The sequence below is a fragment of the Haemophilus influenzae genome (assembly GCF_019703545.1).
GTDB lineage: Bacteria > Pseudomonadota > Gammaproteobacteria > Enterobacterales > Pasteurellaceae > Haemophilus > Haemophilus influenzae_E.
This window is the reverse complement of record NZ_AP018771.1, coordinates 1-24,943: the sequence shown is the minus strand read 5'-3', so window position 1 is coordinate 24,943 and position 24,943 is coordinate 1. Positions and strand designations below refer to the sequence as shown.

The window sequence follows — 24,943 nt, the reverse complement described above, 5'->3', positions numbered from 1 at the left end:
TAAAAACTAAAACGAGCAAAGCGTTTTGAATTATTCAAAAAAGTTGTAATATGAATAAGTATAAGGAGCGTAGGATATATGCGCCTCTTATACCATTCAAAAAATATACTTTCACTTATAAAAATTTAAGGAAAAAATATGACATTAAAACAACGTTATCAACAAGCTGGTAAAGAAGCCAGTTGGGCATTGAGCTTATCTATTTTATATGTGATAGGTTGGTGCTTATGTGCTTATTTACCTAAAGAAACTCAAGGGCCGATTGGTTTCCCCCTCTGGTTCGAACTCTCTTGTATTTATTTGCCTATTCTGTTTATTGTAATTGGTTATTGGATTATCAAAATTATTTTTCAGGATATTTCTCTTGAAATTAACGATCAGGAGAGTCAGAAATGAATCTAGGTATTATTCTTCCTTTAATTATTTATCTCACTTTTGTTTTTGGTGCGGCAATTTTTGCCTATGTAAAACGTACAAAAGGCGATTTTTTAACAGAATATTATGTGGGAAATCGTTCGATGACTGGTTTTGTGCTCGCAATGACAACTGCATCAACTTATGCCAGTGCAAGTTCTTTTGTCGGAGGGCCAGGCGCAGCTTATAAATACGGATTAGGTTGGGTATTACTTGCGATGATTCAAGTGCCAGTCGTATGGCTTGCATTAGGTGCATTAGGTAAAAAATTCGCGCTATTATCAAGAGAAACCAATGCTTTAACTATTAATGATCTTTTCTTTTATCGCTATAAAAACAAATATTTAGTTTGGCTATCAAGCCTTGCTCTTCTTCTCGCATTTTTTGCGGCTATGACCGTGCAATTTATTGGTGGTGCGCGTTTATTAGAAACAACCATCGGCATTTCTTATACTCAAGCATTACTCTTATTTGCTTTAACGGTAGGTATCTATACTTTTATCGGGGGCTTCCGTGCCGTCGTACTGACGGATACCATTCAAGGTACCGTAATGATTTTTGGGACTATAATCCTCCTTATTGGCACGATTTATGCCCTCGGTGGTGTAGAAAGTGCGGTTAATAAATTAACTGAAATTGATCCTGACTTAGTCACGCCTTACGGGCCAAATGGAATGTTAGATTTCCAATTTATGGCTTCTTTCTGGATACTTGTCTGTTTCGGGGTGGTTGGTCTTCCACATACCGCAGTTCGATGTATGGCATTTAAAGATAGTAAAGCCTTACATCGCGGTATGCTGATTGGAACCATTGTACTTTCAATTATTATGTTGGGTATGCACTTAGCTGGTGCGCTTGGCAGAGCGGTTATTCCAAATTTAACGGTATCAGATCAAGTAATTCCAACATTAATGATAAAAGTATTGCCGCCTATTGTTGCGGGGATTTTCTTAGCTGCACCGATGTCCGCAATTATGTCCACAATTGATGCGCAACTTATTCAATCTTCTTCTATTTTTGTCAAAGATTTATACCTTTCTGCGAAACCAGAGGCCGCAAAAAATGAGAAAAAAGTGAGCTATTTTTCATCAATTATTACGCTGATTTTGACCGCACTTTTAATCTTTGCAGCACTCAATCCACCAGATATGATTATTTGGTTAAACCTATTTGCCTTTGGCGGACTGGAAGCCGCATTTTTATGGGTAATTGTACTGGGTATTTATTGGGATAAAGCAAATGCTTATGGTGCGTTAAGCTCAATGATTATCGGCTTGGGGAGTTATATCTTGCTCACTCAACTTGGCATAAAATTATTTAACTTCCATCAAATCGTGCCGTCATTAGTATTTGGATTGATTGCCTTTTTAGTGGGTAATAAATTGGGCGAACGTCGTATTGAAAAAACTCAATTAAAAGTTACCGCACTTTAAGCATTAATCAATATGCTGTCACCTTCTTCTAAATGAGAGGAAGGTGATATTTAATTTTCTTACTTTCAGCAATTTCTACGCTAAAACATAGAATTGGAACAATTCACAGGGATACATCAATGCTCTATCAAATTCTTGCGCTACTTATTTGGAGCAGTTCATTAATCGTCGGTAAGCTCACTTATTCGATGATGGATCCTGTGCTTGTTGTGCAAGTGCGGTTAATTATTGCAATGATTATTGTCATGCCACTCTTTTTACGTCGTTGGAAAAAAATTGATAAACCAATGCGTAAACAGCTTTGGTGGTTGGCATTCTTTAACTATACCGCCGTATTTTTATTGCAATTCATCGGACTAAAATATACATCCGCCTCCAGTGCAGTCACCATGATTGGACTAGAACCGCTACTCGTTGTATTTGTCGGGCATTTCTTCTTTAAAGACAAAGCAAAATGGTTTCACTGGCTATTCGGTGCAATGGCATTTATTGGCGTGGCAATTTTAATTAATGGCGGAAAAAATAATGAAGGCATTGATAACATCAGTTTATTCGGCTGTTTATTAGTACTAAGTGCTGGGATCATTTTCGCTGCCGTATTACGTTGGACACAGCGAGTTGTAGCCAAAGTCTCAACGCAGGCTTATACCTCCGTCAGCATTGTTCTTGGCACCATCACAACATTGCCATTTACGCTATTACTCACAGAAAACTGGCAAATATCATTAAATTCTACTGGTATTGCAGGTTTATTATATCTTGCCATTGGCTGTAGCTGGCTTGCCTATTGGTTATGGAATAAAGGCCTTAATAGTGTGGATGCCAATATCTCCGGTGTTTTAGTCGCACTTGAACCGCTATTCGGCATCTTATTTGCTGTATCATTACTTGGCGAAACGCTATCATTTTCAGCCGCACTTGGTATAACAATTATTATGTTAGCCACACTTGGCTCGACTTTACTGCCGAAACTTTTAAAAAAATCGGTATAATATGCCCCCAAAATTTTGGATTTATCATCATTGTGAAAAAAATTGATCAACAAAGTTTAGAAAATGCCTACCGTTTATTTGAAAGCGGTGATATTCATCAAATTGAAATTGGTTCAACAAAAGGGCTGCAACAAATTCATCATTACCTATTTAATGGTCTTTATGAATTTGCTGGTAAAATTCGTGAACAAAATATTTCAAAAGGTCATTTTCGCTTTGCTAATGCACTTTATTTAAAAGAAGCATTAGGAAAAATAGAGCAAATGCCAGAAGATACTTTTGAAAATATTATTAATAAATATGTAGAAATGAATATTGCGCACCCTTTTTTAGAAGGTAATGGTCGTTCAACTCGCATTTGGTTAGATTTAGTTTTAAAGAAAAATTTAGGTAAGGTTGTCAATTGGCAAAATGTGGATAAAACTCAATACTTACAAGCAATGGAGCGTAGCCCAATTAACGATTTAGAAATTCGTTTTTTATTACAAGCGAATTTAACAGATGATGTAAATAACCGAGAAATTATTTTTAAAGGTATTGAGCAATCTTATTATTACGAAGGTTACGAGAAAGAATAAAGTGCGGTAAAAATACGCAAAATTTTGAAAGGAAAAAACAAATGGCTTGGATTCAAATTCGCCTGAACAGCACCAATGAAAAAGCAGAACAAATGAGTGATTTTTTAGAAGAAATCGGCTCCGTCTCTGTAACTTTTATGGATAGTCAAGATACCCCGATTTTTGAGCCTTTGCCGGGCGAAACGCGTTTATGGGGTAATACGGATGTTGTTGCGTTATTTGATGCAGAAACAGATATGGCAGAAATTGTCCGCTTATTAAAAGAAGCAAAACACTTAGATAGCAATACGGCATACAAAATTGAACAAATAGAAGATAAAGACTGGGAGCGTGAGTGGATGGATAACTTCCACCCAATGCAATTTGGTAAGCGTTTATGGATTTGTCCAAGTTGGCGTGATGTGCCTGATGAAAATGCCGTCAATGTTATGCTTGACCCAGGTTTAGCATTTGGTACAGGCACTCATCCTACAACCGCACTATGTTTAGAATGGCTAGATGGTCTTGATTTAAAAGATAAAAGCGTCATCGATTTTGGTTGTGGATCTGGTATTTTAGCCATTGCAGCATTAAAACTTGGCGCGAAAAGTGCGGTGGGAATTGACATCGATCCACAAGCCATTCTGGCCAGTCGCAATAATGCTGAGCAAAATGGCGTGGCAGATCGCCTACAGCTGTTCTTATCTGATGAAAAACCCTCTGATTTAAAAGCAGATGTCGTGGTGGCGAATATTCTTGCTGGCCCTCTCAAAGAACTTTACCCAATCATTAGCCAACTTGTTAAGCCGAATGGCGATCTTGGTTTATCGGGCATTTTAGAAACTCAAGCTCAATCGGTATGCGATGCCTATACGCAAACATTTGCGTTAGAGCCAGTCGCAGCGAGAGAAGAATGGTGCCGAATTACGGGTAAGCTAAAAACGCTTTAATTTCTTTTTGTCAATCAAAAAAAGTGTATTTTTTAAACAAATTTCACTTTGCAAAGCAAGGCAAAATGCGTATTATAGCCAGCCTTGTCGGTTGTCGAGCAGTTCGATATAAATTAGATTTAGGCTTGCTAGGAAAGGAACGTAAAATGCGAATCGGTTCATACCAATTAAAAAATCGTGTTTTACTTGCACCAATGGCAGGTATTACCGACCAGCCTTTCCGCCGTCTTTGTGTATATTATGGTGCGGGGCTTACATTTTCAGAAATGATGTCCACAAATCCGCAAGTTTGGCATACCGAAAAATCCAAATTGCGTTTGGCACATAGCGAAGATTTAGGTCTCAATGCGGTGCAAATTGCAGGTAGTGATCCACTCGAGATGGCACAAGCCGCTGCTATTAACGTGGAATATGGCGCTCAAATCATTGACATTAATATGGGATGCCCTGCCAAAAAAGTAAATCGCAAACTCGCAGGTTCTGCGTTGTTGCAATTTCCAGATTTGGTGGAAAAAATCTTGCGAGAAGTCGTGTCCGCCGTCAATGTGCCAGTGACCTTAAAAATTCGTACAGGATGGGATAAATCTAATCGAAATTGCGTTCAAATCGGCAAAATTGCAGAACAATGTGGCATACAAGCATTAACGGTACACGGTCGTACACGCGCTTGTCTTTTTGAAGGGGAAGCGGAGTACGACAACATTAAAGCCGTTAAACAAGCGATTGCTATACCAGTTATAGCTAATGGCGATATTGATTCTGCTCGGAAAGCAAAATTCGTTCTCAATTATACTGGAGCGGATGCCATTATGATCGGTCGTGCTGCCTTAGGTAACCCTTGGTTATTTCAAGCTGTGGAAAACCTAATTGAGCATAACTCGATAAGTCAAATGCCAAGTTTAAAAGAAAAGTGTGGTCAGATTTTGCGTCATATTCAAGAATTACATCAATTCTATGGCGAACAAAAAGGCTATCGCATTGCGCGTAAACACGTAGCTTGGTATTTACAGGGAATTCAACCTGATTCCGTTTTTAAACAGACTTTTAATGCAATTAGTGATCCAAAAGAGCAGCTGATTGTATTGGAAGATTTTTTCAATTTAATTTTGGATAAAGAAAAATGTTAGAACAACAACGTAATTCTGCCGATGCCTTAACGGTATCAGTATTAAATGCGCAATCACAAGTGACCAGCAAACCATTACGCGATTCAGTCAAACAAGCGTTGCGTAATTATTTAGCACAATTAGATGGTCAAGATGTGAATGATCTTTACGAGCTAGTATTAGCGGAAGTTGAACACCCTATGTTAGATATGATTATGCAATATACTCGTGGTAATCAAACCCGTGCAGCAAATATGCTTGGTATCAACCGTGGTACATTACGTAAAAAATTAAAAAAATACGGTATGGGATAAGGCGATATTCTTTTATTAACAAAAAGATTGAATGTTTTTCATTCTATTTTAAAAATTAGCCCCAAGTAATTTGGGGCTAATTTATTATTACAATTTAAGATCTTCGATGTGCATTTTTCATAATGCGATCTTTTGTTACTTTCCATTCACGTTCTTTAATATCATCACGTTTATCCTGTTGTTTTTTACCTTTGGCTAAACCAATTTTGACTTTTGCCCACGCACTTTTCCAGTAAAGAGAAAGTGCAACTATGGTAAAACCGTCTCGGTTTGCTTTACCAAATAGGGATGCTAATTCGCGTTTATTTAACAATAACTTACGAGTGCGAGTTGGATCACAAACAATATGCGTTGATGCAACATTTAATGGCTGAATGCTTGCGCCGAATAAAAAGGCTTCGCCATTTTTAAAAATAACATAACTATCACTAATATTTGCCTTGCCTGCGCGCATAGATTTGACTTCCCAGCCTTGTAATTCAAGACCTGCTTCAATTTCATCTTCAATAAAATAATCGTGTCTTGCACGTTTATTCAGTGCGATAGTATTTGAATTGGGTTTTACTTTTTTCTTTGTCATAATTTTATCCCTTATTTTGCCTGAGGCATTTTATCGGATCTCTATTTTGATAGCAAAAAGATCATCTAGGTAGAACTGGCAGTCGCATTTATTTTCAATCTTTAAAAATAAATGATTTGTAGAAAATAAGAGAAAAACTGACCGCACTTTTTTTAAGAAAAAACAGACACATTGTTGTGTCTGTTTGAGAGAGATAAAAAGATGAATTAAGTGTTAGCGATTTATATAGTGAATAAAGGATTATTCCAAACGTTTTGCCACTTTAAGCCAATCAGCCTTAAATACACGCTGCATATTATTAATGGCATCAATAATATCGTGATGAACGAGTTGTTCATTTTGGATACCTACGCAATAGCCGCCCTTGCCTTGTAGCAATAAATCTACTGCGTATGCGCCCATACGTGAGGCAAGAATACGGTCAAAAGCACAAGGAGAACCACCACGTTGAATATGCCCTAAAACGGTTGCGCGAGTTTCGTGACCTACGCGAGCTTCAATTTCTTTTGCCAAAGAATGAACATCAGTTAAAAGTTCAGTGATAGCAATAATAGCGTGGCGTTTACCGCGAATAATGCTACGTTCAATTTGTTGAATTAATTCTTCGCGATTAAATTCAATTTCTGATGCGACGATATATTCACAACCACCAGCAATACCCGCAGAAATGGTTAAGTCACTACAATGGCGACCCATAATTTCAACGATAGAAATACGTTGGTGTGAGCTTGATGTATCACGTAAACGGTCGATTGCATCCACTGCAGTTTGTAATGCGGTTTGATAACCGATGGTATAGTCAGTACCTGCCACATCATTATCAATAGTACCGGGTAAGCCAACACAAGGGAAACTATGTTCTTCGGTTAATAATTTAGCTCCCATATAAGAACCGTCACCACCGATAACCACAAGTGCATCAATGCCGTGAGAACGTAAAATTTCTGCACATTTTGCACGAACATTTGGATCTTTAAATTCAGGAAAGCGTGCAGAACCTAAAAAAGTACCGCCACGATTAATTACATCAGATACGCTATAGCGATTTAATTGTTTGATTTTATTATTGTATAAACCTTGGTAACCATCATAGATACCAAACACTTCCAAGCCTTCTGCAAGTGCAGAACGTACTACGCCACGAATTGCGGCATTCATACCTGGCGCATCGCCACCACTTGTTAAAACTGCAATTTTTTTAATCATAATTTACCTACTTTTAACCATAATTGAAAATGGGCATAAGATTACATCATTCAAAGAATCTGCTCTAGCAAAATTTGACGAGATTTTGATCTACATTATTTTTCACAAAACAGTTGCCATTTCAAATTTTGTAAATGTTTTCTTTCTATATCCACAATGTATTTTTGCAAATGTTGTTGTACTTTATCGACAGATAAATGTTTAGAACGCGTTGGTTGCTGTATTTTTTGTGAATATTGAAATTGCACAAAGCCACATTGAGGCAATTGTCGCCCTTTCATTACATTGACTTGCCAAGATGGATTTTCTTTCGTTGGCGAATAGATGACATATCCATTTAATTCATTTGGATTGGTCGAATTTTCTGGAATAGTATCAAAATGAAAATCTTTTACGCCTGTATTGCGATAAATGCGTTCTCTTAATGCAATACGTTCTTTAATAGAACGTTCGGATTGATTGCGATCAAAGAGAATTTCAATTTCAGATTGCCAATTTTCCAGCGTATCTGGCTTAGATATATACGCATAGCGTGCAATGGTTCCTAAATCTTGGCTGCCAGTAAGTACATAATGTTTGCCATTATATTCTAACTGCGTAGGCACATTTAATTGGGTCAGCTTAGTTGCACAGCCTGAAAGTATAAGTGCGGTCAAAATAACAAAAATTTTATTCATTAATATCTCGCTTAAAGACAAATTCAGTTTCAGTGGAGGATGCTGAATCAAACCAATAACCACCTAAATCAAATTCTTTTAATTGTTCAATGTCGGTTAAACGATGTTGAATAAGATAACGGCACATTAAGCCTCGCGCTTTTTTAGCATAAAAGCTAATTATTTTGTATTTTCCATTTTTATTGTCTAAGAAAACTGGCTTGATAATTTTGGCGTTAAGTTGGTTTTCTTTAACAGATTTATAATATTCATCAGAGGCTAGATTGACTAATACATTATCGCCTTGTGCATCAATAGCTTGTTGAACTGCTTGGGTAATTACATTTCCCCAAAAGGCATACAGATCTTTTCCTTTCGGATTGGCTAATTTTGTCCCCATTTCTAATCGGTAAGGTTGCATTAAATCAAGCGGTTTTAAAAGCCCATAAAGCCCAGACAGCATACGTAAATGGGATTGTGCAAAAATGACATCATCTTCCGAAAGGGAATCAGCATCTAAACCCGTATAAACATCGCCTTTAAATGCAAAGAGTGCAGGGCGAGAATTGTCTTCATTGTGAATTTTTGTCCATTCAGCAAAACGCGCAACATTAAGCCCTGCTAATTTATCGCTGATAGACATTAATGATGAAAGATCTTGCGGAGAAAGTTTACGACAAACCTCAATAAGTTGTTCGCTGTAATCAGTAAAGTGCGGTTGAGAAACAGGAAAATTTTTTACCGCACTTTCAAAATCAAGGGTTTTGGCAGGGGAGATAATCGCTAACATAATCGTCCTTTTATGAAAAAAGAATGGGCGTATCTTAGCATAAAAATTTATACTAAACGCGTTTATATAAGCCATTTTCACTTATGATAAGATCTTGCAACTCAAGATCGAGCAACTGAACAAGCAAAACATCGACACTCAAGTTAAATTCTTCCGCTAAATCATCAATGCTCACAGGCGTGTAACCAATACGCGAGTAAAGTTTCGGGTGGCTTGGTGCTTCTACTAATCGGCGAGGATCGGGTGGTGGCGTGTAATTAGGCACGGCGATCTGGTCAAAATCAATTTCAGTTTGGCTGTGGATAGAATGTTGGTAGAGCGTTTCCAAAATGTCCTTTGCATTTTCTACCAACATTGCGCCTTGTTTAATCAGGCGATGACAACCTTGACTTGATTCATTTTGAATATTGCCTGGCACAGCAAAAACCTCTCGGTTTTGTTCCAACGCATACCGTGCAGTAATAAGTGATCCACTTTTTTCGGTGGCTTCAACAACAAGCGTGCCGACTGAAAGCCCACTAATAATCCGATTACGGCGTGGAAAATTAGCAGCAATAGGTGCTTGGTTTGGTAAAAATTCAGAGACTAATGCGCCATTATTTTCGATGATTTGTGCTGATAATCTTTGATGTTTAGAGGGATAGATTTGTTCTAATCCACTGCCTAAGACCGCAATAGTTTGCCCTTGAATATTAACGACAGCCTGATGACAATGACCATCAATTCCTAATGCTAAACCGCTTGTTATGGTAAAACCCGCTAATGAAAGTTCTGTTGCAAAATGTTTTGCCCAATATTCTCCATAAGTCGTGCAATAACGGCTCCCAACCATTGCCATTTGGCGTTGTGAAAGTGCGGTTAAATTTCCTTTTACAAATAATAGTGGCGGAAAGTTTGCGGTTTGTTTCAATAAAAAGGGATAAAAAGGGGAAAAATAATTTACTAAATGATTTCCCTCTTTTTGTGACCACGCGAGTGCTGGCTCAATAAATTTTGCTTCAGGTTTGAACCAACGGCGAATTTGAATGGCTCCCCATCCCATTTGTCGGAAAGCAACATCATCATAATTAAGTAATTCATTTAAGGTAATATTGGACAAAATTTTATCAATGCCAACGCCGCCAAGTTTAGGCACTTGCATTAAACGGAGTAATGTGTAGGTAATGTCATTCATATTTTTTCCTTTCTTATTTGAAAATCTAGTATGGAAAAAACGAGGGAGAGAAACGATTAATTTAAAAGCATTTTGCGATGTAGATCGCAAAAATTCTTTTTAATGAGTAAAAAATTGCAAAATTTTTCTTATTTTGAAAATGTAAAAAATCCAATAAGAAAAATTTGTTGATGATGATTTAATTGGTTAAATATGCTGATTTTATTAAATTTATTAGTTAAATATATATTTAATAGAGTGTGAGTAGGTTTATTTTTAATATAAAATGCCGAAAAATAGTTTGACAGCCAGTTTTTTATTCGTAATATGGAAAACGTTTTACACAGAAGGATTTTTATTTATGTTTCGTATTGTTTCTTTATCTCTCAACCTGCTGCTCTCACATTTTGCGTGCGGCTAAGTTGTGGATAAAAAACAGTCAGATGTAAATACCCAATTTTAAACCCGCACTTTATAAGTCGCGGGTTTTTTGTCTAAAAAATACAGGAAAAACGCACCGCACTTTTGGAGTGATTTTAGAGGCATTTTTAGTAAGGAAATTGTTATGACAGATCGCGTTATTATTTTTGATACGACTTTGCGTGATGGGGAACAGGCGTTAAAAGCAAGTTTGACGGTAAAAGAAAAATTACAGATCGCTTTAGCACTTGAACGCTTAGGCGTGGATGTAATGGAAGTGGGGTTCCCCGTTTCTTCTCAAGGGGATTTTGAATCGGTACAAACCATTGCGCGCCATATCAAAAACGCTCGTGTTGCCGCGTTATCTCGAGCCGTAGATAAAGACATTGATGCCGCATACCAAGCATTGAAAGTCGCTGAAGCATTTCGTATTCATACTTTTATTGCAAGCTCGGCATTACATGTTGAAGCGAAATTAAAACGTTCTTTTGATGATGTGGTGGGAATGGCAGTTGTAGCAGTGAAACGCGCACGTAATTATACGGATGATGTTGAGTTTTCTTGCGAAGATGCGGGGCGTACAGGCATTGACAATATCTGTCGTATTGTTGAAGCCGCAATCAATGCAGGCGCAACTACAGTAAATATTCCCGATACAGTCGGTTTCTGCTTACCAAATGAATATGGCAACATTATTGCTCAAGTGCGTAATCGCGTGCCGAATATCGACAAAGCTGTGATTTCTGTGCATTGCCATAATGACTTAGGTATGGCAACCGCTAATTCTTTAACGGCTGTACAAAATGGTGCACGTCAAATTGAATGTACCATTAATGGAATTGGCGAACGTGCGGGCAATACTTCCCTTGAAGAAGTAGTCATGGCAATGAAAGTTCGTCAGGATTTTATGGGCGTGGATACTCGTATCAATACTCAAGAAATTCATCGTGTCAGCCAAATGGTTAGCCAACTTTGCAATATGCCGATTCAACCGAATAAAGCCATTGTAGGCTCAAATGCTTTTGCCCATTCTTCTGGTATTCATCAAGATGGTATGTTGAAAAACAAAAATACCTACGAAATTATGTCTCCAGAAACCATTGGTTTGAAAAAAGAAAAATTGAATTTAACCGCACGTTCTGGTCGTGCGGCTGTGAAAGGTCATATGGCGGATATGGGCTACAACGAACAAGATTATGATTTGGATAAATTGTATGACGCGTTCTTAAAATTGGCGGATAAAAAAGGTCAAGTGTTTGATTATGATTTGGAAGCCTTGGCGTTTATCGATATGCAACAAGGTGATGAAGATCGTTTGGTATTAGATAAACTTTCTGCGCATTCAACGAAAGAATATCCAGCCACAGCCTTTGTTCAATTGAAATTAGATGGCGAAAAATTAAGCACTTCGTCAATTGGTGGTAACGGCCCAGTAGATGCGGTTTATAACGCCATCTTAAATTTAACAGGCTTAGAAATCAAAATGTCTCACTATAACTTAACTGCCAAAGGCGAGGGTGCAGAAGCATTAGGGCAAGTGGATATTGTGGTGGAACACAAAGGGCGTAAATTCCACGGCGTTGGTTTAGCAACAGACATCGTTGAATCTTCCGCACTTGCTTTAGTCCACGCTATCAATGCCATTTATCGCGCGCATAAAGTGGCAGATATTAAGAATCATAAACAGCATTAATCTATCGAGTTCCCCTTTTTCGCAAAGAGGGGAAAAATACGAAAAAAACTACCGCACTTTTGCAGTAAAAAATAGGAAAAATAATATGCAATCATACAATATAGCAGTATTAGCAGGCGATGGTATCGGCCCTGAAGTAATGGCGGAAGCTATTAAGGTATTAAACAAAGCCCAAGAAAAATTCGGTTTTAAACTTAACTTTAACGAGTTTTTTGTGGGTGGTGCTGCCATTGATCATTGCGGTTGCCCATTACCAGCCGAAAGCTTAAAAGGCTGCGATCAAGCGGATGCCATTTTATTTGGTTCTGTAGGTGGCCCTAAATGGACAAATTTACCGCCAGATCAACAGCCAGAACGTGGTGCATTATTGCCTTTGCGTAAACATTTCAAATTATTCTGTAATCTTCGCCCTGCTACCCTTTATAAAGGACTCGAAAAATTCTGTCCATTACGTGCAGATATTGCCGCAAAAGGCTTTGATATGGTGGTGGTGCGTGAATTAACGGGCGGGATTTATTTCGGTCAGCCTAAAGGTCGTGAAGGCGAAGGTGCACAAACCAAAGCATTTGATACGGAAGTGTATTACAAATATGAAATTGAACGCATTGCACGTGCGGCTTTTGATGCAGCAATGAAACGCAATAAAAAAGTCACTTCTGTGGATAAAGCGAACGTATTACAGTCTTCCGTTTTATGGCGTGAAACTGTGACTGAAGTGGCAAAAGACTATCCTGAAGTGACTTTAGAGCATATCTATATCGACAATGCCACCATGCAGTTAATCAAAGCACCAGAAGCTTTTGATGTTTTGCTTTGTTCTAACATTTTCGGCGATATTATTTCTGACGAAGCAGCGATGATCACAGGCTCTATGGGAATGTTGCCATCTGCCAGCTTAAATGAAGAGGGTTTTGGTTTATACGAGCCTGCAGGCGGTTCTGCCCCTGATATTGCAGGCAAAGGCATTGCCAACCCAATCGCACAAATTCTTTCTGCAGCAATGATGTTGCGTTATAGCTTCAACTTAAACGAAGCGGCAGATGCCATTGAAAGTGCGGTTCAAAAAGTCTTGGCAAGTGGTCATCGTACCGCCGATTTGGCCGATGCTTCCACACCAGTTTCTACTGCAGAAATGGGTACATTGATTACACAAGCAATTTAATACTTGCCTTCCTCCGTTTACGGGGGAAGATGCTCGAAGGGCGGAAGGGGGCAATCTCCCACCCTTAGTTATTTAGAAATATCCCCAATAAACAGGGGGACAAAGTATTTAAAGTGCGGTTGAAAAACACATCGAATTTTAACCGCACTTCCCTTAACGAATAGAGAAAAATATTATGGCAAAAACACTTTACGAAAAATTATTTGATTCACACATTGTGTATGAAGCAGAGGGCGAAACGCCAATTTTGTATATTAACCGTCATTTGATTCACGAAGTAACCAGCCCACAGGCCTTTGATGGGTTACGCGTCGCAAATCGCCGAGTTCGCCAAGTAAACAAAACTTTCGGTACCATGGATCACAGTATTTCTACCCAAGTGCGTGATGTGAACAAACTTGAAGGTCAAGCGAAAATTCAAGTATTAGAACTGGACAAAAATACCAAAGCAACAGGTATTAAATTATTTGATATAACAACCAAAGAGCAAGGTATTGTACACGTTATGGGGCCAGAACAAGGTTTAACCTTACCTGGTATGACAATTGTTTGTGGCGATTCACACACCGCAACGCACGGTGCATTTGGTGCCTTGGCTTTTGGTATTGGTACTTCTGAAGTAGAGCACGTATTAGCCACTCAAACTTTAAAACAGGCTCGCGCAAAAAGTATGAAAATTGAAGTGCGTGGTAAAGTCGCATCAGGTATTACGGCAAAAGATATTATTCTTGCCATTATCGGCAAAACTACGATGGCAGGCGGTACAGGACACGTTGTAGAATTCTGCGGCGAAGCGATCCGAGACCTTTCTATGGAGGGGCGTATGACCATCTGTAATATGGCAATTGAAATGGGTGCAAAAGCAGGCTTGATTGCGCCAGATGAAACCACATTTGCATATTTGAAAGATCGTCCACACGCGCCGAAAGGCAAAGATTGGGAGGATGCCGTTGCTTATTGGAAAACCTTAAAATCTGATGACGATGCACAATTTGACACAGTGGTAACGCTAGAAGCAAAAGACATCGCACCACAAGTCACTTGGGGGACAAACCCTGGGCAGGTAATTTCTGTGAATGAAACCATACCAAATCCGCAAGAAATGGCAGATCCTGTACAACGTGCTTCAGCGGAAAAAGCCTTACATTATATTGGCTTAGAAGCTGGCACTAATTTAAAAGATATTAAAGTTGATCAAGTGTTTATTGGATCTTGCACCAACTCGCGCATTGAAGATTTACGTGCAGCAGCGGCAGTGATGAAGGGGCGTAAAAAAGCGGATAACGTAAAACGTATTTTAGTAGTACCAGGTTCTGGCTTAGTGAAAGAACAAGCGGAAAAAGAGGGCTTGGATAAAATCTTTATTGCCGCAGGTGCAGAATGGCGTAATCCAGGTTGTTCAATGTGTTTAGGGATGAACGACGACCGTTTAGGCGAATGGGAACGTTGTGCTTCCACTTCAAACCGTAACTTTGAAGGGCGTCAAGGTCGTAATGGACGTACCCATTTAGTAAGCCCTGCAATGGCAGCGGCAGCAGGAGTGTTCGGTAAATTTGTTGATATTCGTGAAGTGGCATTAAATTAAGGCTCAAAAATAGGAAAAAGAAAAATGGCAGGATTTAAACAACTTTCAGGCTTAGTCGTACCATTGGATGCGGCAAATGTAGATACCGATGCAATTATTCCAAAACAATTTTTACAAGCCATTACCCGCGTAGGTTTCGGCAAACACTTATTCCACGAATGGCGTTATCTTGATGTGGACGGCACCAAGCCAAATCCAGAATTTGTCTTAAATTATCCGCAATATCAAGGTGCAACAATTTTGTTGGCGCGTAAAAACCTTGGCTGTGGTTCTTCTCGTGAACACGCCCCTTGGGCATTAGCAGACTACGGCTTTAAAGTAATGATCGCCCCAAGTTTTGCGGATATTTTCTATAACAATAGCTTAAATAATCATATGTTACCGATTCGTTTAAGCGAAGAAGAAGTAGAAGAAATCTTCCAATGGGTATGGGCAAATGAAAGCAAGCAAATCCACGTAGATTTAGAAGCGATGACGGTCACTGTAGGGGATAAAGTTTATACTTTTGAGCTTGATGAATTCCGCCGCCATTGTTTGTTAAACGGCTTGGATAATATCGGCTTAACTCTTCAGCACGAAGACAAAATCTCAGCATACGAGAAAAATATTCCAGCGTTTTTACGTTAAAAATAAAAAATGCGCTGATTTTTCACCGCACTTAATCACTGAATTTCATTCAAAAATAAAGCCCTGTAATACACAGGGCTTTGTTGTTTATAACGTTAATTTAAACAGGCTTATTAAAAACTAAAACTTAGTTTTAATTCTGCAGTTTTTTGTTTTTCCGCTTGTTTCGCTTTTGTTAATCCGCCTATTAGACTTAATTTCACATTATGATATTTCAATTTAAGCCCTGCGTTATATTGCTGTTGGTTTTCCACGTTGTAAGCAAAATCATATCGAGTTACATTAATTTTTCCGCTGCCTTGATTTGCATCATATCGAGCAGACAAAATTGGCGTAACGGAAAACTCGCCTAAGTGATAAGTATAACTTAAATCAACTTGAGCAAAGGCTGTTTTGACAGATATTGGATTTACTTTAATGCGATCTTGATCTAATGCAAAATTAGCGTTTGATAAATAGCTATAACGCACGCCTACTATTGGCGTAATACCAAAATTGCCAAGATTAAATGCTTTGCCTGCGGTTAAACCAAATTGTGCAGTATGGCGAGCAAATTTCGCATTATGATCAGTTTGTAAGTTGCTTTGGAACTTGCCGTAGCCTAAATCCACCGCTAAATACCAATGATTATCCGCATAATATTTAGAATAGAAATTAACTTGTGCTAAGGTATTTTTACTGCTTGCCTTATCAAAGTTGTTACTATTGCGAACATAAGTAAACACGCCACCTAACTGAACATTGTTTGAGATTGTTTGATCCCAACCAAGTTGAGTTTGCGTACTTTTAGAACTAAAACGACGATATTGACTTGAGGAATAATTTTTGTTCATTGAAGTATTAGATACCCAAATGTTATATTGCCCCTCGTTATTCATTTCTAACTGGCTAATATGTTGAGAAACTGCTTTCCCTACATTTAATGCAACAAATTGTGCTTTTGCCCTTGCATCAGAAAGTACCGCATTGGTGTTTGTACTTGTGAGATTGCTCAATGGCATTGCAGAACGATCGTTGCCACTTGTAGCTTGTCCAACATCATGCGGAACTGAGCCAACACTTCTTCTACTTCTACGTCTACTATTTGTCTTATTACTTTTTGAATTATCAGCTACTGTTGTTTTTTCAGTAGAAGTTACCGTTGTTTCTTCAGCAGAAGTCTCTTGAGGCTGGCTAACACTTCTTTTACGTCTACTCTTTGGCTTATTACTGCTTTCTGAATTATCAGCTACTGTTGTTTCGTTAGTAGAAGTTGCTGTTGTTTCGTCAGTAGAAGTCTCTTGAGGCTGGCTAACACTTCTTCTACGTCTATTATTTGGCTTATTACTGCTTTCTGAATTATTAGCTACTGTTGTTTCGTCAGTAGAAGTCTCTTGAAGCTGGCTAATACTTCTTCTACGTCTACTCTTTGGCTCACTACTTTCTGAATTATCAGCTTCTGTTGTTTTTGATTGAACTGCTTCTGAATTAACTGCAGATTGAGTTGTAGCAGGTGTTGTCTTCTCTGGATTTCCCACTGCAGAGTTTCTAGTGTTTACTGTTGTGCTTTCTGTCACTGGTTGTTCAACATTTGAGCTAGTCTCTTTCGCAGGTTGTTCAGTGCTTACTGTTGCACTTGGTTGTGTTTGCAGTTGAGCTTGAACTTCTTTTGCATTATTAACAGTCGGAACATTTTCACTTTCAAGCACTGCTTGCGGTTGAACAGTTTCAGACTGTTCCTGTTTCGGAGACGCTTGAGAAGCCATTTGAGGGGCTTCTTGAGTTTTCTCTTTTTCTACTTTAGCCGTTTCCTCTTTTTCTACAACAACCTTATCTTTTGTTGATTGAGAAACAGTTTTTTCTGGTTGATTTTGTGATACAGATGTTACAGGTTCAGCGTTAGTTTTTTCACTTGGTTGAGTTTCTTCCGCTGGTTTACTGTTTGGCGAAGTTGCCTCTACCGCAGCAACAGTTGTCGGTTGTGTTTGCGGTTGAGCTTGAACTTGAGTTTCTTCTACTTTCGTATCAGTTGAAACTTTTTCAGGAGCAGGCTCTGCTTGTTTCGGAGACGTTTCAGAAGCCATTTGAGATGCTTCTTGAGTTTTCTCTGTTTCTACTTTAGCTGTTTCTTTTGTTTCAGTCGTTTGAGTTTCCTCGGTTTCACTTCCACTTTGAGCCACTTCATTTGTTTGAGTGTTAGCTTTTACACTTGGTTTAGCTTCTTCTGCAACTTCATCATTCTGAGCTGTTGTTTCGGTTGCGTTTTGCTCGTTTTTCTCTACGGTTTCACCTTCTTGCGGACTATTTTCTGACACTGTTTCAGTTGTCTCTGATGGTGTAGCAGGCGCAGGTGGTGGAACTGGTGCTTCAACACGGGCTATTTCTTCATTGTTACTTGGTACGCTAGGTGCATCAGCTTGAATATTATTAGGTGTTGTGATATTTGTCGTATCGACAGTTTGATTTCTTTTTTCCACCTCTGGGTTATACAAATCGTAACGTCCATTAGTTTCTTTCAACGTATATTTCCAAGCACCTAAATCAACGGTATTCCCAATTAATGACACATTCAAATTATTTCTTGTAGCATTTGAAGCATCAAAAAGCGTGAGTTCATTTTTTGTAGGCTCGCCTGTTTTATCTGCCACTTGTAATGTAAAGTTACCTGTGGCGGATTGGGTTACAATAACTTTGTCGCCCTGCTTTTTAGAAAGGTCAGTTAAATAATAGAAAGAACCGTTGCCTGATAAGTTATTCACAGTCAGCGTGTTATATTTTGTCACATTGTTTGAATTGTCTGCTGAATTTAAATGAATATGCCCCTTGTCTAAATTTAACTGATTAACATTGCTATCGCCTGTTAAATGCCATTTACTATTTTCGGTTAAACGTACTTGGCTATTTCCCGTGCTGTGAATTGTGCCGAATAAATTGGCTTTGCCTAAGACAAAGTTTGCATTACCTGATAAATTTACATTGCCAGATACATTGGTGGCGTTAAAGCTATTAAGGGCTTTATCGGATAACTTGTCAGTAGTGCAAGTCACATAGCCCGTATAGTCAGAACGTACACAAACGGTGTCGCCTGCTTTATAGCCAATATGTACTTTTGCTTTATTAGAAGCTGTGATATTTGACGTAATGTTTGCAACATTGCGACCTGAATAAAGGGTTGCGTTATTGGTTACATTAATATTTGTTGCTTTAAAATTGCGGTTAATCCAGTCATCTTCTACTACCACTTCATTATTTTCAGCAAAGTGAGGATCTTTTTTTGTCGAAGAAATACCTGCAATATCTCTTGCGTGCGGTGTTGGTCTGCCAGAAAGGAATAAGGTGCCTTTTTCAACTTTTAATTCACCGTTAAGGTTTGTTCCGCCTGTTAATAAAAAGCGATTTTGCTCACTTTTGCCTTTAAAAGTCACATTTAGATTACCGTTATTTTTACCCTCTTCCTCACCAAAATAACCGTTAAAGCCATTCATACGGCTATTATTGATGTATTCCATCGTTTTCTTTTTGGCTTCATCGGAATTTTTACCCATATATAGCCAATTTTCATTGCTTGCATTGTTGTATGGCAGTTCTGAAGTAGCTTTAGCACCTTTTCTTAACGCATAATAAGTATAGTTTTCTAAATTTAAATAGAGTTGGTATCCATCTTTAATCCGTCGAGGAGCATAAGGATTATCTTCATCTTGTCGTGGTATATAATCTAAGGTAATTTTATTTGGATCTGTAATTAGGCTTTCCCCAGTAATCGTTATATTTGAGGCATTAGTCATATTATGATTAACTAGTCTTGCGCCATCATCAATATTACGGATATGTTCAAAAGTGAGATTATTGCCATTGGCATCTAATCGACCGCCTCTAAAACCAAAGTAAATTGAATTTGGATCTACTTGCTTATCATCATTAAGTACAACAGTTGAGCGACCACTTACTATACCTACTTGTGAAAAGGCTTTAACTTTATTATTGGCATCAGCTTGTTGTTTTAAGATAACAGTACCATCGCCCACTTTTAGCGAACCTTTATTTTCTCCTTTTCCTTCTACAATTAATGTTCCTTTGCCGATTTTAGCTAAACGATCAGATTGTGGGTTATGTACTTTCCACGTTACTGTTTTTCCCTCTTCAACAGAAATTCCGCCGCCTACCCAAGTAATATCGTCCGTTTTTCCTTTAACTTCGTAGTTTCCTTTAAAGAATAAACCGCCAGCACCTTGATTGATGTTATTTTCTAAAACAAGTGTGTTTTTAGAATTACCATTTCCTTCAAAAATTACATTTTGTCCAGTATTCTCTTTCTCTTTTTGTTGATAATTAACCAGTTTTTCCTCAGAATTTGGAAGCTTGACTGAAATTGTTTTTTGATTGTTTGTGATTTGACTTGAGTTACCTGTTGTTGTCCAACGATATTCTTTGTTAGAGAAAGGCACAGCTTCAGCGTTATCTCTTGAGTGAATAGTATCAGCAAAATCTTTTTTATAAATATTCCATTCTTGCCAAGATTTTTTACCATAGCCTGCCCAATAAGTATAAGGCCCGATAAAAACCCATTTGTTTTGTTGTTTATCAAAAGCAAATAAAGGCGAACCACTATCACCTAATACGCCGTAGTTGGTAAGAGGGTCTTGAGAGAGCAATGTTTTGGAATTAATAACGTGATCTTCACGGCTATCTCCAAAACCGATAAGACCTTTTTTACTTTGGGACGGGTCAATATTAATTCCTTTATAAGGTGTACCACCGATAGCATAGCGATATGCGTCAGTTAGGAATTTAATATCACTATTATGGGTATTATTTTCAACGTAGTCAGCACCTTTTTTATAAACAAACTGAGTACCAGCACCTACTCGCACAAAGGACAGATATTTTTCTTTATCTTTATAGGTTTCTAAATCGTCCCCAGCTAATGTAGGCGTAGTGGGTGCAACCTCGGTCACAAATTTATTTAAACGAGGCATATTATAGTCATCTAATCGCTTATCTACGTGCCAGCCTTCATTTGGATTAACATTATTTTGTGTCACTACACTATATTTATTTTCATCATCAGAAACATCACGATGTCCGTTATAATGCCCAAAATAAAAGTCATTCATATATTGATGTGCGTGTTTTACGCTTACAATATATTGCGGATCCACTAATGTACCAATACGTTTATTCACATCCACAACACTAAAATCAATCATCGGAATGCCATTAGGTAAAGCATTGCCTAAAGAGTGGTTATTTTTATCTCTCACTTCCACATTTGTTGCACCAACAGAAAATCTCCCTTTATTTTCTGCAAAATCACGAAATATTTGATAATCCACATCGTCTCTCACTAACGCAGCTTCTGTATAAGGGGTTAATGCGTAGGCGACAGTAAGCGCAATAAAATTGAGTTTGAATTTTTTATTTAGCATAGAAGCTGTCCTTATTAATTAAGTTTAAAAAGTAGATTTGATAGGACACAATTTGATATACGGTTACAAGTTGATTCAAATTTTGGCTGTGTTGCGTTGATAGTTTGCAAGTTGTCTTCATCTTTATAATGAGCGAGCTTTATAGCATAAATCGCTCAAAACTTGAATTACATTTATGAGGTAATGATAATGATTTTTGATATTTTTTAAAAAATTGGCGTATTTTCCACCGCACTTTTGGCTAATTTAAGGCGTTAATGATGCCATTATGAACAGAAAACATTTTTTTGTTTTCCACTTGCATTTCTTTTAGTTGTCTTTTAGTGATGGCGGTAACAAACACTTGTGAGCCACTTTGTTGTAATCGTTTTGCCAACAAGGCGCGTTTGTCTTGATCTAATTCCGAGGCAAAATCATCGATTAAAAAAATACAATGGCGTTGCTTTTCTTTCATTAAATGCTCGCCCTGCGCTAGTCTTAATGCACACATTAAAAGTTTAAGTTGTCCACGAGAAAGCACATCTTCAACAGGCAATCCTTGTGCTTTGAAACGAAAATCCGCTTTTTGAGGGCCAGAAAAGGTGTAATTTAAGGCACGATCTCGTTCAAAATTTTGTTGAAGAATTTCATAATAATCAGCATTTTTTTCCCATCCTTGATGAAAGCTGACATTAATTTCTAATTCAGGCAGAAAAAGTCGGCAAGTTTGCTCAATTTCAGGGCGTAGTGCTTCTGCATATTCGGCACGCCATTGACTTACTTGATGGGCAAGTTTAGCAAGTTCAACGTCCCAAACTTTAATAGCGGAGTAGGGCTGATTTTGTGCAAGGGCGGCATTTCGTTGTTTGAGTAATCGATTGAGATTGCTCCAAGCGGAATAGAAACTTGTTTGGTGGTGGAATAATCCCCAATCTAAAAACGCGCGGCGATAACTTGGCCCCCCATTCAGTAAGGTTAAGCCTTCAGGGGTGATTAATTGCATTGGCAAAAGATGGGCAAGATCGGAAATTTTATTGCCATCTTCGCCGTTAATTTTTACTAAGGTGTTGCCTTGACGCAGTTTTTGTAAGCCGACAGACCATTGATGTTGGCTTTCTTGGATTTGTCCAAATAGGGTAAAGTGCGGTTCGTCGTAAGAAATGATGCGATTTGTGACCGCACTCTTAAATGAACGTCCGTGACCAAGATAAAAAATGGCTTCTAATAAGCTGGTTTTTCCGCTGCCGTTGTTGCCGATTAGAAAGTTAAAGCAGGGATCAAAATCAAGATCCACTGCTGTTAAGTTACGAAATTTTTCGACCAGTAAACGAGAAATCGCCATATTATAAACGCATTGGCATAATGACGTATTCGCAGCTGCTGTCTTCACAGTTTTCAATTAAGCAACTGGAGAACGCATCAGTTAAGCACATTCGCACTTGATTACATTTAAGTGCATTCAGCACATCAAGAATATAGGTTACATTAAAGCCCACTTCTAATTCTTCGCCATTGTAATTGACATCGACAATTTCTTCTGCTTCTTCGTGTTCTGTGTTTGAGGCAGTAATTTTAAGCTGGTTTTCCTTTAAACTTAAACGTACGCTGCGTGCGCGTTCATTAGATAAAATGGACGCACGAACAAAAGCCTGTTTCAGCATTTCCCAACTGCCTTCGACAATTTTTGTGGCATTACGAGGCAATACTCGGCGATAGTCAGGAAAGCGACCATCAATTAATTTTGATGTAAATACGGTGTTTTTTAAATGGACACGTAAATTGTTGGTGCCAATTTGTAAGCGTGCTGGTTCATCGCTTGTTTCTAATAAACGAACCAGCTCTAACACGCCTTTACGAGGTAAAATCACAGAATGATTTTGTAATTCTTGTTCAAGTGAAATAGTACAGACCGCAAGTCTATGACCATCTGTTGCCACAGTTCGCAATAAATTGCCTTCTGTTTCAAACTTCATACCATTTAAGAAATAGCGTGCATCTTGGTTTGCCATAGAAAATTGAGTGGCTTCAATTAAACGGCGTAAGGTATTTTGCGGTAGTTCAAAATCCACTTCAGACTGCCAATCTGTGAGGTTTGGATATTCTTCGGCAGGTTGGGTTGTCAGCGTAAAACGGCTACGCCCCGATTGCACTAATGCACGGTCTTGTTCAAAAGTCACCGTGATTTCTGAATCATCAGATAAAGTGCGGCAAATATCTAAGAATTTTTTTGCTGGAATGGTAAAAGTGCCATTTTCAGAAGACGATGAAAGCTGAGTTTGACTCGATAATTCGACTTCTAAATCTGTACCAGTGATAGTCAGACGATTGTCTTCAATTTGCAACAATACGTTGTTTAATACAGGAATATTTGGGCGATTACTCAATACGCCACATACTTGTTGCAACGGTTTTAATAAATTTTCTCTTGAAATGCTAAATTGCATTGCGTTCTCCTTTTATGCAGACAAAGTGCGGATTAAATTCGCCCAATCTTCTTGAATGCTATTGTCTTGCTCGCGGAATTTTGGCACTTCTCGGCAAGCGTTTAATACGGTTGTGTGATCACGATCAAATGCACGACCGATTTCAGGCAAACTGCGGTTTGTTAATTCTTTTGCTAACGCCATTGCAATTTGGCGAGGACGAGTCACTGAACGTGCGCGACTTTTTGATTTTAAATCTGAAACCTTAATTCGATAATATTCAGCCACCACTTTTTGAATATTTTCAATGGTAACTAAGCGTTCTTGCAGAGCCAAAATATCTTTTAAGGTATCACGCACGAAATCAATATCAATGTCACCGCCTTTGAAGTCTTGCATTGCTTTTACACGATTTAATGCACCCTCAAGTTCACGCACGTTGGTACGCAAGCGTTGAGCAATGAAGAAAGCGACTTCTTCTGGCAAGTTCATATTATGTTCTTCCGCCTTTTTTAATAAAATCGCTACACGGGTTTCAAGATCGGGCGGTTCAATAGCTGTTGTTAAGCCCCAGCCAAAACGTGATTTTAAACGTTCTTCAATTTTTTCAATTTCTTTAGGATAACGATCTGAAGTTAAGATAATTTGGCGACCCGTTTCAAATAAGTTATTGAAAATATGGAAGAATTCTTCTTGGGTTTTTTCTTTTTCAGCGAAAAATTGAATATCATCCACTAAAAGCGCATCGAGAGAACGATAGAATTTTTTGAACTGATCCATTTTATTATCACGCACTGCTTTTACCATATGTTGCATAAAGTTATTTGCGTGAATATAAAGCACTCGCGCATTCGGTTTATCGGCTAAAATGCCGTTGCCAATGGCGTGTAACAAGTGAGTTTTCCCTAAACCAGTGCCGCCATATAAAAAGAAAGGATTGGCTGATGGTTCGCCTGGTGCTTGAGCAAGTTTTTGACCGACTGCACGTGCGAGTTGGTTCGATTTACCTTCAACAAAGTTATCAAATAAGTGTTTAGTATTGAGATGAGATTCAAATTTTACTGAAGCACTAGATTCAGCTTGAAAATCTACCGCACTTTCTGATCTAAGTGATGTATTTGGTGTGCTTTCCACTATCTTGGGTGCAGGTTTAACCCCTTCTTTTAAAGAAATACGCAGTTCAGGATTTTGTGCAAGTGTTTGACAAATTTGCTGGATTTGTGCGAGATAATGGGTTTCCACCCAACCTTTCACAAACATATTAGAAGCATATAAAACAATGTGGTTATCCGCCACCACATCAGCCTGTAAAGGACGAAGCCAAGTGCTAAGATCGCTGGCTGAAACTTGATCTTGAAGTTGTAACAGGCAACTTTGCCAAAGATTTGAGAGATTCACAAAAGGATCCTTGTTGTTTTTATTATAAAAGTGCGGTCAAAATTGTCGGAGATTTTACAATAAATGTGTGAAAAGATCTTCTAAAAAATCTAGTGTTGAG

Annotated in this window: 20 protein-coding genes; 11 read left to right on the top strand and 9 right to left on the bottom strand. The window is 38.3% G+C overall.

Going from position 1 to position 24,943, the window contains the following annotated elements:
• Positions 1-138: 138 nt before the first annotated feature.
• From K6J66_RS00100 to fis, 7 genes are all read left to right on the top strand, one after another.
• The gene (locus tag K6J66_RS00100; protein WP_005659242.1) at positions 139-396 is read left to right on the top strand and encodes a YhdT family protein; all 258 of its coding nucleotides are present in this window, start codon (positions 139-141) and stop codon (positions 394-396) included.
• Positions 393-1,847 carry a sodium/pantothenate symporter gene (gene panF, locus K6J66_RS00095; RefSeq protein ID WP_005647973.1) on the top strand — a complete coding sequence of 485 codons (1,455 nt, stop codon included), beginning with the start codon at positions 393-395 and terminating at the stop codon, positions 1,845-1,847. Before K6J66_RS00100 ends, panF begins: the two co-directional genes overlap by 4 nt.
• A 119-nt stretch (positions 1,848-1,966) precedes the next feature.
• Positions 1,967-2,839: a DMT family transporter gene (locus K6J66_RS00090; protein WP_005664204.1), complete on the top strand. Its 873-nt coding sequence runs from the start codon at positions 1,967-1,969 to the stop codon at positions 2,837-2,839.
• A 32-nt stretch (positions 2,840-2,871) separates the two neighbouring features.
• Complete coding sequence (gene fic, locus K6J66_RS00085) at positions 2,872-3,417, top strand: protein adenylyltransferase Fic (RefSeq protein ID WP_005647970.1); 546 nt, start codon at positions 2,872-2,874, stop codon at positions 3,415-3,417.
• Positions 3,418-3,458: 41 nt separating this feature from the next.
• On the top strand, positions 3,459-4,346 hold the full coding sequence (prmA, locus tag K6J66_RS00080) for a 50S ribosomal protein L11 methyltransferase (protein ID WP_038440095.1): 888 nt from the start codon (positions 3,459-3,461) through the stop codon (positions 4,344-4,346).
• A gap of 146 nt (positions 4,347-4,492) precedes the next feature.
• Entirely contained in the window at positions 4,493-5,473 is a 981-nt protein-coding gene (gene dusB / locus K6J66_RS00075) for a tRNA dihydrouridine synthase DusB (RefSeq protein ID WP_038440094.1), read from the top strand.
• Positions 5,467-5,766 carry a DNA-binding transcriptional regulator Fis gene (gene fis / locus K6J66_RS00070; RefSeq protein WP_005651583.1) on the top strand — a complete coding sequence of 100 codons (300 nt, stop codon included), beginning with the start codon at positions 5,467-5,469 and terminating at the stop codon, positions 5,764-5,766. Before dusB ends, fis begins: the two co-directional genes overlap by 7 nt.
• A 94-nt stretch (positions 5,767-5,860) precedes the next feature.
• On the opposite strand, the gene smpB is transcribed toward fis, so the two are convergent.
• The 5 genes from smpB to dprA all read right to left on the bottom strand — a co-directional run bounded on the left by smpB (position 5,861) and on the right by dprA (position 10,172).
• Positions 5,861-6,346: an SsrA-binding protein SmpB gene (smpB, locus tag K6J66_RS00065; RefSeq protein ID WP_005647965.1), complete on the bottom strand. Its 486-nt coding sequence runs from the start codon at positions 6,344-6,346 to the stop codon at positions 5,861-5,863.
• Positions 6,347-6,586: 240 nt separating this feature from the next.
• Positions 6,587-7,552: a 6-phosphofructokinase gene (pfkA, locus tag K6J66_RS00060; RefSeq protein ID WP_021034805.1), complete on the bottom strand. Its 966-nt coding sequence runs from the start codon at positions 7,550-7,552 to the stop codon at positions 6,587-6,589.
• Positions 7,553-7,647: 95 nt separating this feature from the next.
• A complete protein-coding gene (locus K6J66_RS00055; RefSeq protein ID WP_005690868.1) occupies positions 7,648-8,229 on the bottom strand; it encodes a hypothetical protein in 582 nt (193 codons plus the stop codon).
• The gene (gene yaaA / locus K6J66_RS00050) at positions 8,222-8,998 is read right to left on the bottom strand and encodes a peroxide stress protein YaaA (protein ID WP_038440093.1); all 777 of its coding nucleotides are present in this window, start codon (positions 8,996-8,998) and stop codon (positions 8,222-8,224) included. The genes K6J66_RS00055 and yaaA overlap by 8 nt, the downstream gene beginning before the upstream one ends.
• A 52-nt stretch (positions 8,999-9,050) precedes the next feature.
• On the bottom strand, positions 9,051-10,172 hold the full coding sequence (dprA, locus tag K6J66_RS00045; RefSeq protein WP_012055334.1) for a DNA-processing protein DprA: 1,122 nt from the start codon (positions 10,170-10,172) through the stop codon (positions 9,051-9,053).
• 544 nt (positions 10,173-10,716) lie between these two features.
• Between dprA and leuA the strand changes: the two genes are divergently transcribed.
• The 4 genes from leuA (at position 10,717) to leuD (ending at position 15,638) form a co-directional block, all read left to right on the top strand.
• Complete coding sequence (gene leuA / locus K6J66_RS00040) at positions 10,717-12,264, top strand: 2-isopropylmalate synthase (protein WP_038440092.1); 1,548 nt, start codon at positions 10,717-10,719, stop codon at positions 12,262-12,264.
• Between the two features lie 85 nt (positions 12,265-12,349).
• On the top strand, positions 12,350-13,426 hold the full coding sequence (gene leuB, locus K6J66_RS00035; RefSeq protein WP_038440091.1) for a 3-isopropylmalate dehydrogenase: 1,077 nt from the start codon (positions 12,350-12,352) through the stop codon (positions 13,424-13,426).
• A 175-nt stretch (positions 13,427-13,601) separates the two neighbouring features.
• Positions 13,602-15,011, top strand: a complete 1,410-nt coding sequence (gene leuC / locus K6J66_RS00030; protein WP_038440090.1) for a 3-isopropylmalate dehydratase large subunit — start codon at positions 13,602-13,604, stop codon at positions 15,009-15,011.
• Between the two features lie 24 nt (positions 15,012-15,035).
• The gene (gene leuD, locus K6J66_RS00025; protein WP_005664229.1) at positions 15,036-15,638 is read left to right on the top strand and encodes a 3-isopropylmalate dehydratase small subunit; all 603 of its coding nucleotides are present in this window, start codon (positions 15,036-15,038) and stop codon (positions 15,636-15,638) included.
• Between the two features lie 113 nt (positions 15,639-15,751).
• Here leuD and K6J66_RS00020 read toward each other — a convergent pair whose 3' ends face one another.
• The 4 genes from K6J66_RS00020 to dnaA form a co-directional block, all read right to left on the bottom strand.
• Positions 15,752-21,043, bottom strand: coding sequence for a S6 family peptidase (locus K6J66_RS00020; protein ID WP_038440088.1), 5,292 nt, complete (start codon positions 21,041-21,043; stop codon positions 15,752-15,754).
• A gap of 241 nt (positions 21,044-21,284) precedes the next feature.
• Positions 21,285-22,364, bottom strand: coding sequence for a DNA replication/repair protein RecF (gene recF / locus K6J66_RS00015; RefSeq protein WP_038440087.1), 1,080 nt, complete (start codon positions 22,362-22,364; stop codon positions 21,285-21,287).
• A gap of 1 nt (position 22,365) precedes the next feature.
• The gene (dnaN, locus tag K6J66_RS00010) at positions 22,366-23,466 is read right to left on the bottom strand and encodes a DNA polymerase III subunit beta (RefSeq protein ID WP_110442710.1); all 1,101 of its coding nucleotides are present in this window, start codon (positions 23,464-23,466) and stop codon (positions 22,366-22,368) included.
• Positions 23,467-23,478: 12 nt separating this feature from the next.
• A complete protein-coding gene (gene dnaA / locus K6J66_RS00005; protein WP_110442711.1) occupies positions 23,479-24,843 on the bottom strand; it encodes a chromosomal replication initiator protein DnaA in 1,365 nt (454 codons plus the stop codon).
• Positions 24,844-24,943 lie beyond the last annotated feature (100 nt).

Bases quoted from the DNA above. Each gene is read 5' to 3' on its own strand.
- K6J66_RS00100 (WP_005659242.1), top strand. From the start codon at position 139: ATGACATTAAAACAACGTTATCAACAAGCTGGTAAAGAAGCCAGTTGG.
- panF (WP_005647973.1), top strand. From the start codon at position 393: ATGAATCTAGGTATTATTCTTCCTTTAATTATTTATCTCACTTTTGTT.
- K6J66_RS00090 (WP_005664204.1), top strand. From the start codon at position 1,967: ATGCTCTATCAAATTCTTGCGCTACTTATTTGGAGCAGTTCATTAATC.
- prmA (WP_038440095.1), top strand. From the start codon at position 3,459: ATGGCTTGGATTCAAATTCGCCTGAACAGCACCAATGAAAAAGCAGAA.
- dusB (WP_038440094.1), top strand. From the start codon at position 4,493: ATGCGAATCGGTTCATACCAATTAAAAAATCGTGTTTTACTTGCACCA.
- fis (WP_005651583.1), top strand. From the start codon at position 5,467: ATGTTAGAACAACAACGTAATTCTGCCGATGCCTTAACGGTATCAGTA.
- smpB (WP_005647965.1), bottom strand. From the start codon at position 6,346: ATGACAAAGAAAAAAGTAAAACCCAATTCAAATACTATCGCACTGAAT.
- pfkA (WP_021034805.1), bottom strand. From the start codon at position 7,552: ATGATTAAAAAAATTGCAGTTTTAACAAGTGGTGGCGATGCGCCAGGT.
- K6J66_RS00055 (WP_005690868.1), bottom strand. From the start codon at position 8,229: ATGAATAAAATTTTTGTTATTTTGACCGCACTTATACTTTCAGGCTGT.
- yaaA (WP_038440093.1), bottom strand. From the start codon at position 8,998: ATGTTAGCGATTATCTCCCCTGCCAAAACCCTTGATTTTGAAAGTGCG.
- dprA (WP_012055334.1), bottom strand. From the start codon at position 10,172: ATGAATGACATTACCTACACATTACTCCGTTTAATGCAAGTGCCTAAA.
- leuA (WP_038440092.1), top strand. From the start codon at position 10,717: ATGACAGATCGCGTTATTATTTTTGATACGACTTTGCGTGATGGGGAA.
- leuB (WP_038440091.1), top strand. From the start codon at position 12,350: ATGCAATCATACAATATAGCAGTATTAGCAGGCGATGGTATCGGCCCT.
- leuC (WP_038440090.1), top strand. From the start codon at position 13,602: ATGGCAAAAACACTTTACGAAAAATTATTTGATTCACACATTGTGTAT.
- leuD (WP_005664229.1), top strand. From the start codon at position 15,036: ATGGCAGGATTTAAACAACTTTCAGGCTTAGTCGTACCATTGGATGCG.
- K6J66_RS00020 (WP_038440088.1), bottom strand. From the start codon at position 21,043: ATGCTAAATAAAAAATTCAAACTCAATTTTATTGCGCTTACTGTCGCC.
- recF (WP_038440087.1), bottom strand. From the start codon at position 22,364: ATGGCGATTTCTCGTTTACTGGTCGAAAAATTTCGTAACTTAACAGCA.
- dnaN (WP_110442710.1), bottom strand. From the start codon at position 23,466: ATGCAATTTAGCATTTCAAGAGAAAATTTATTAAAACCGTTGCAACAA.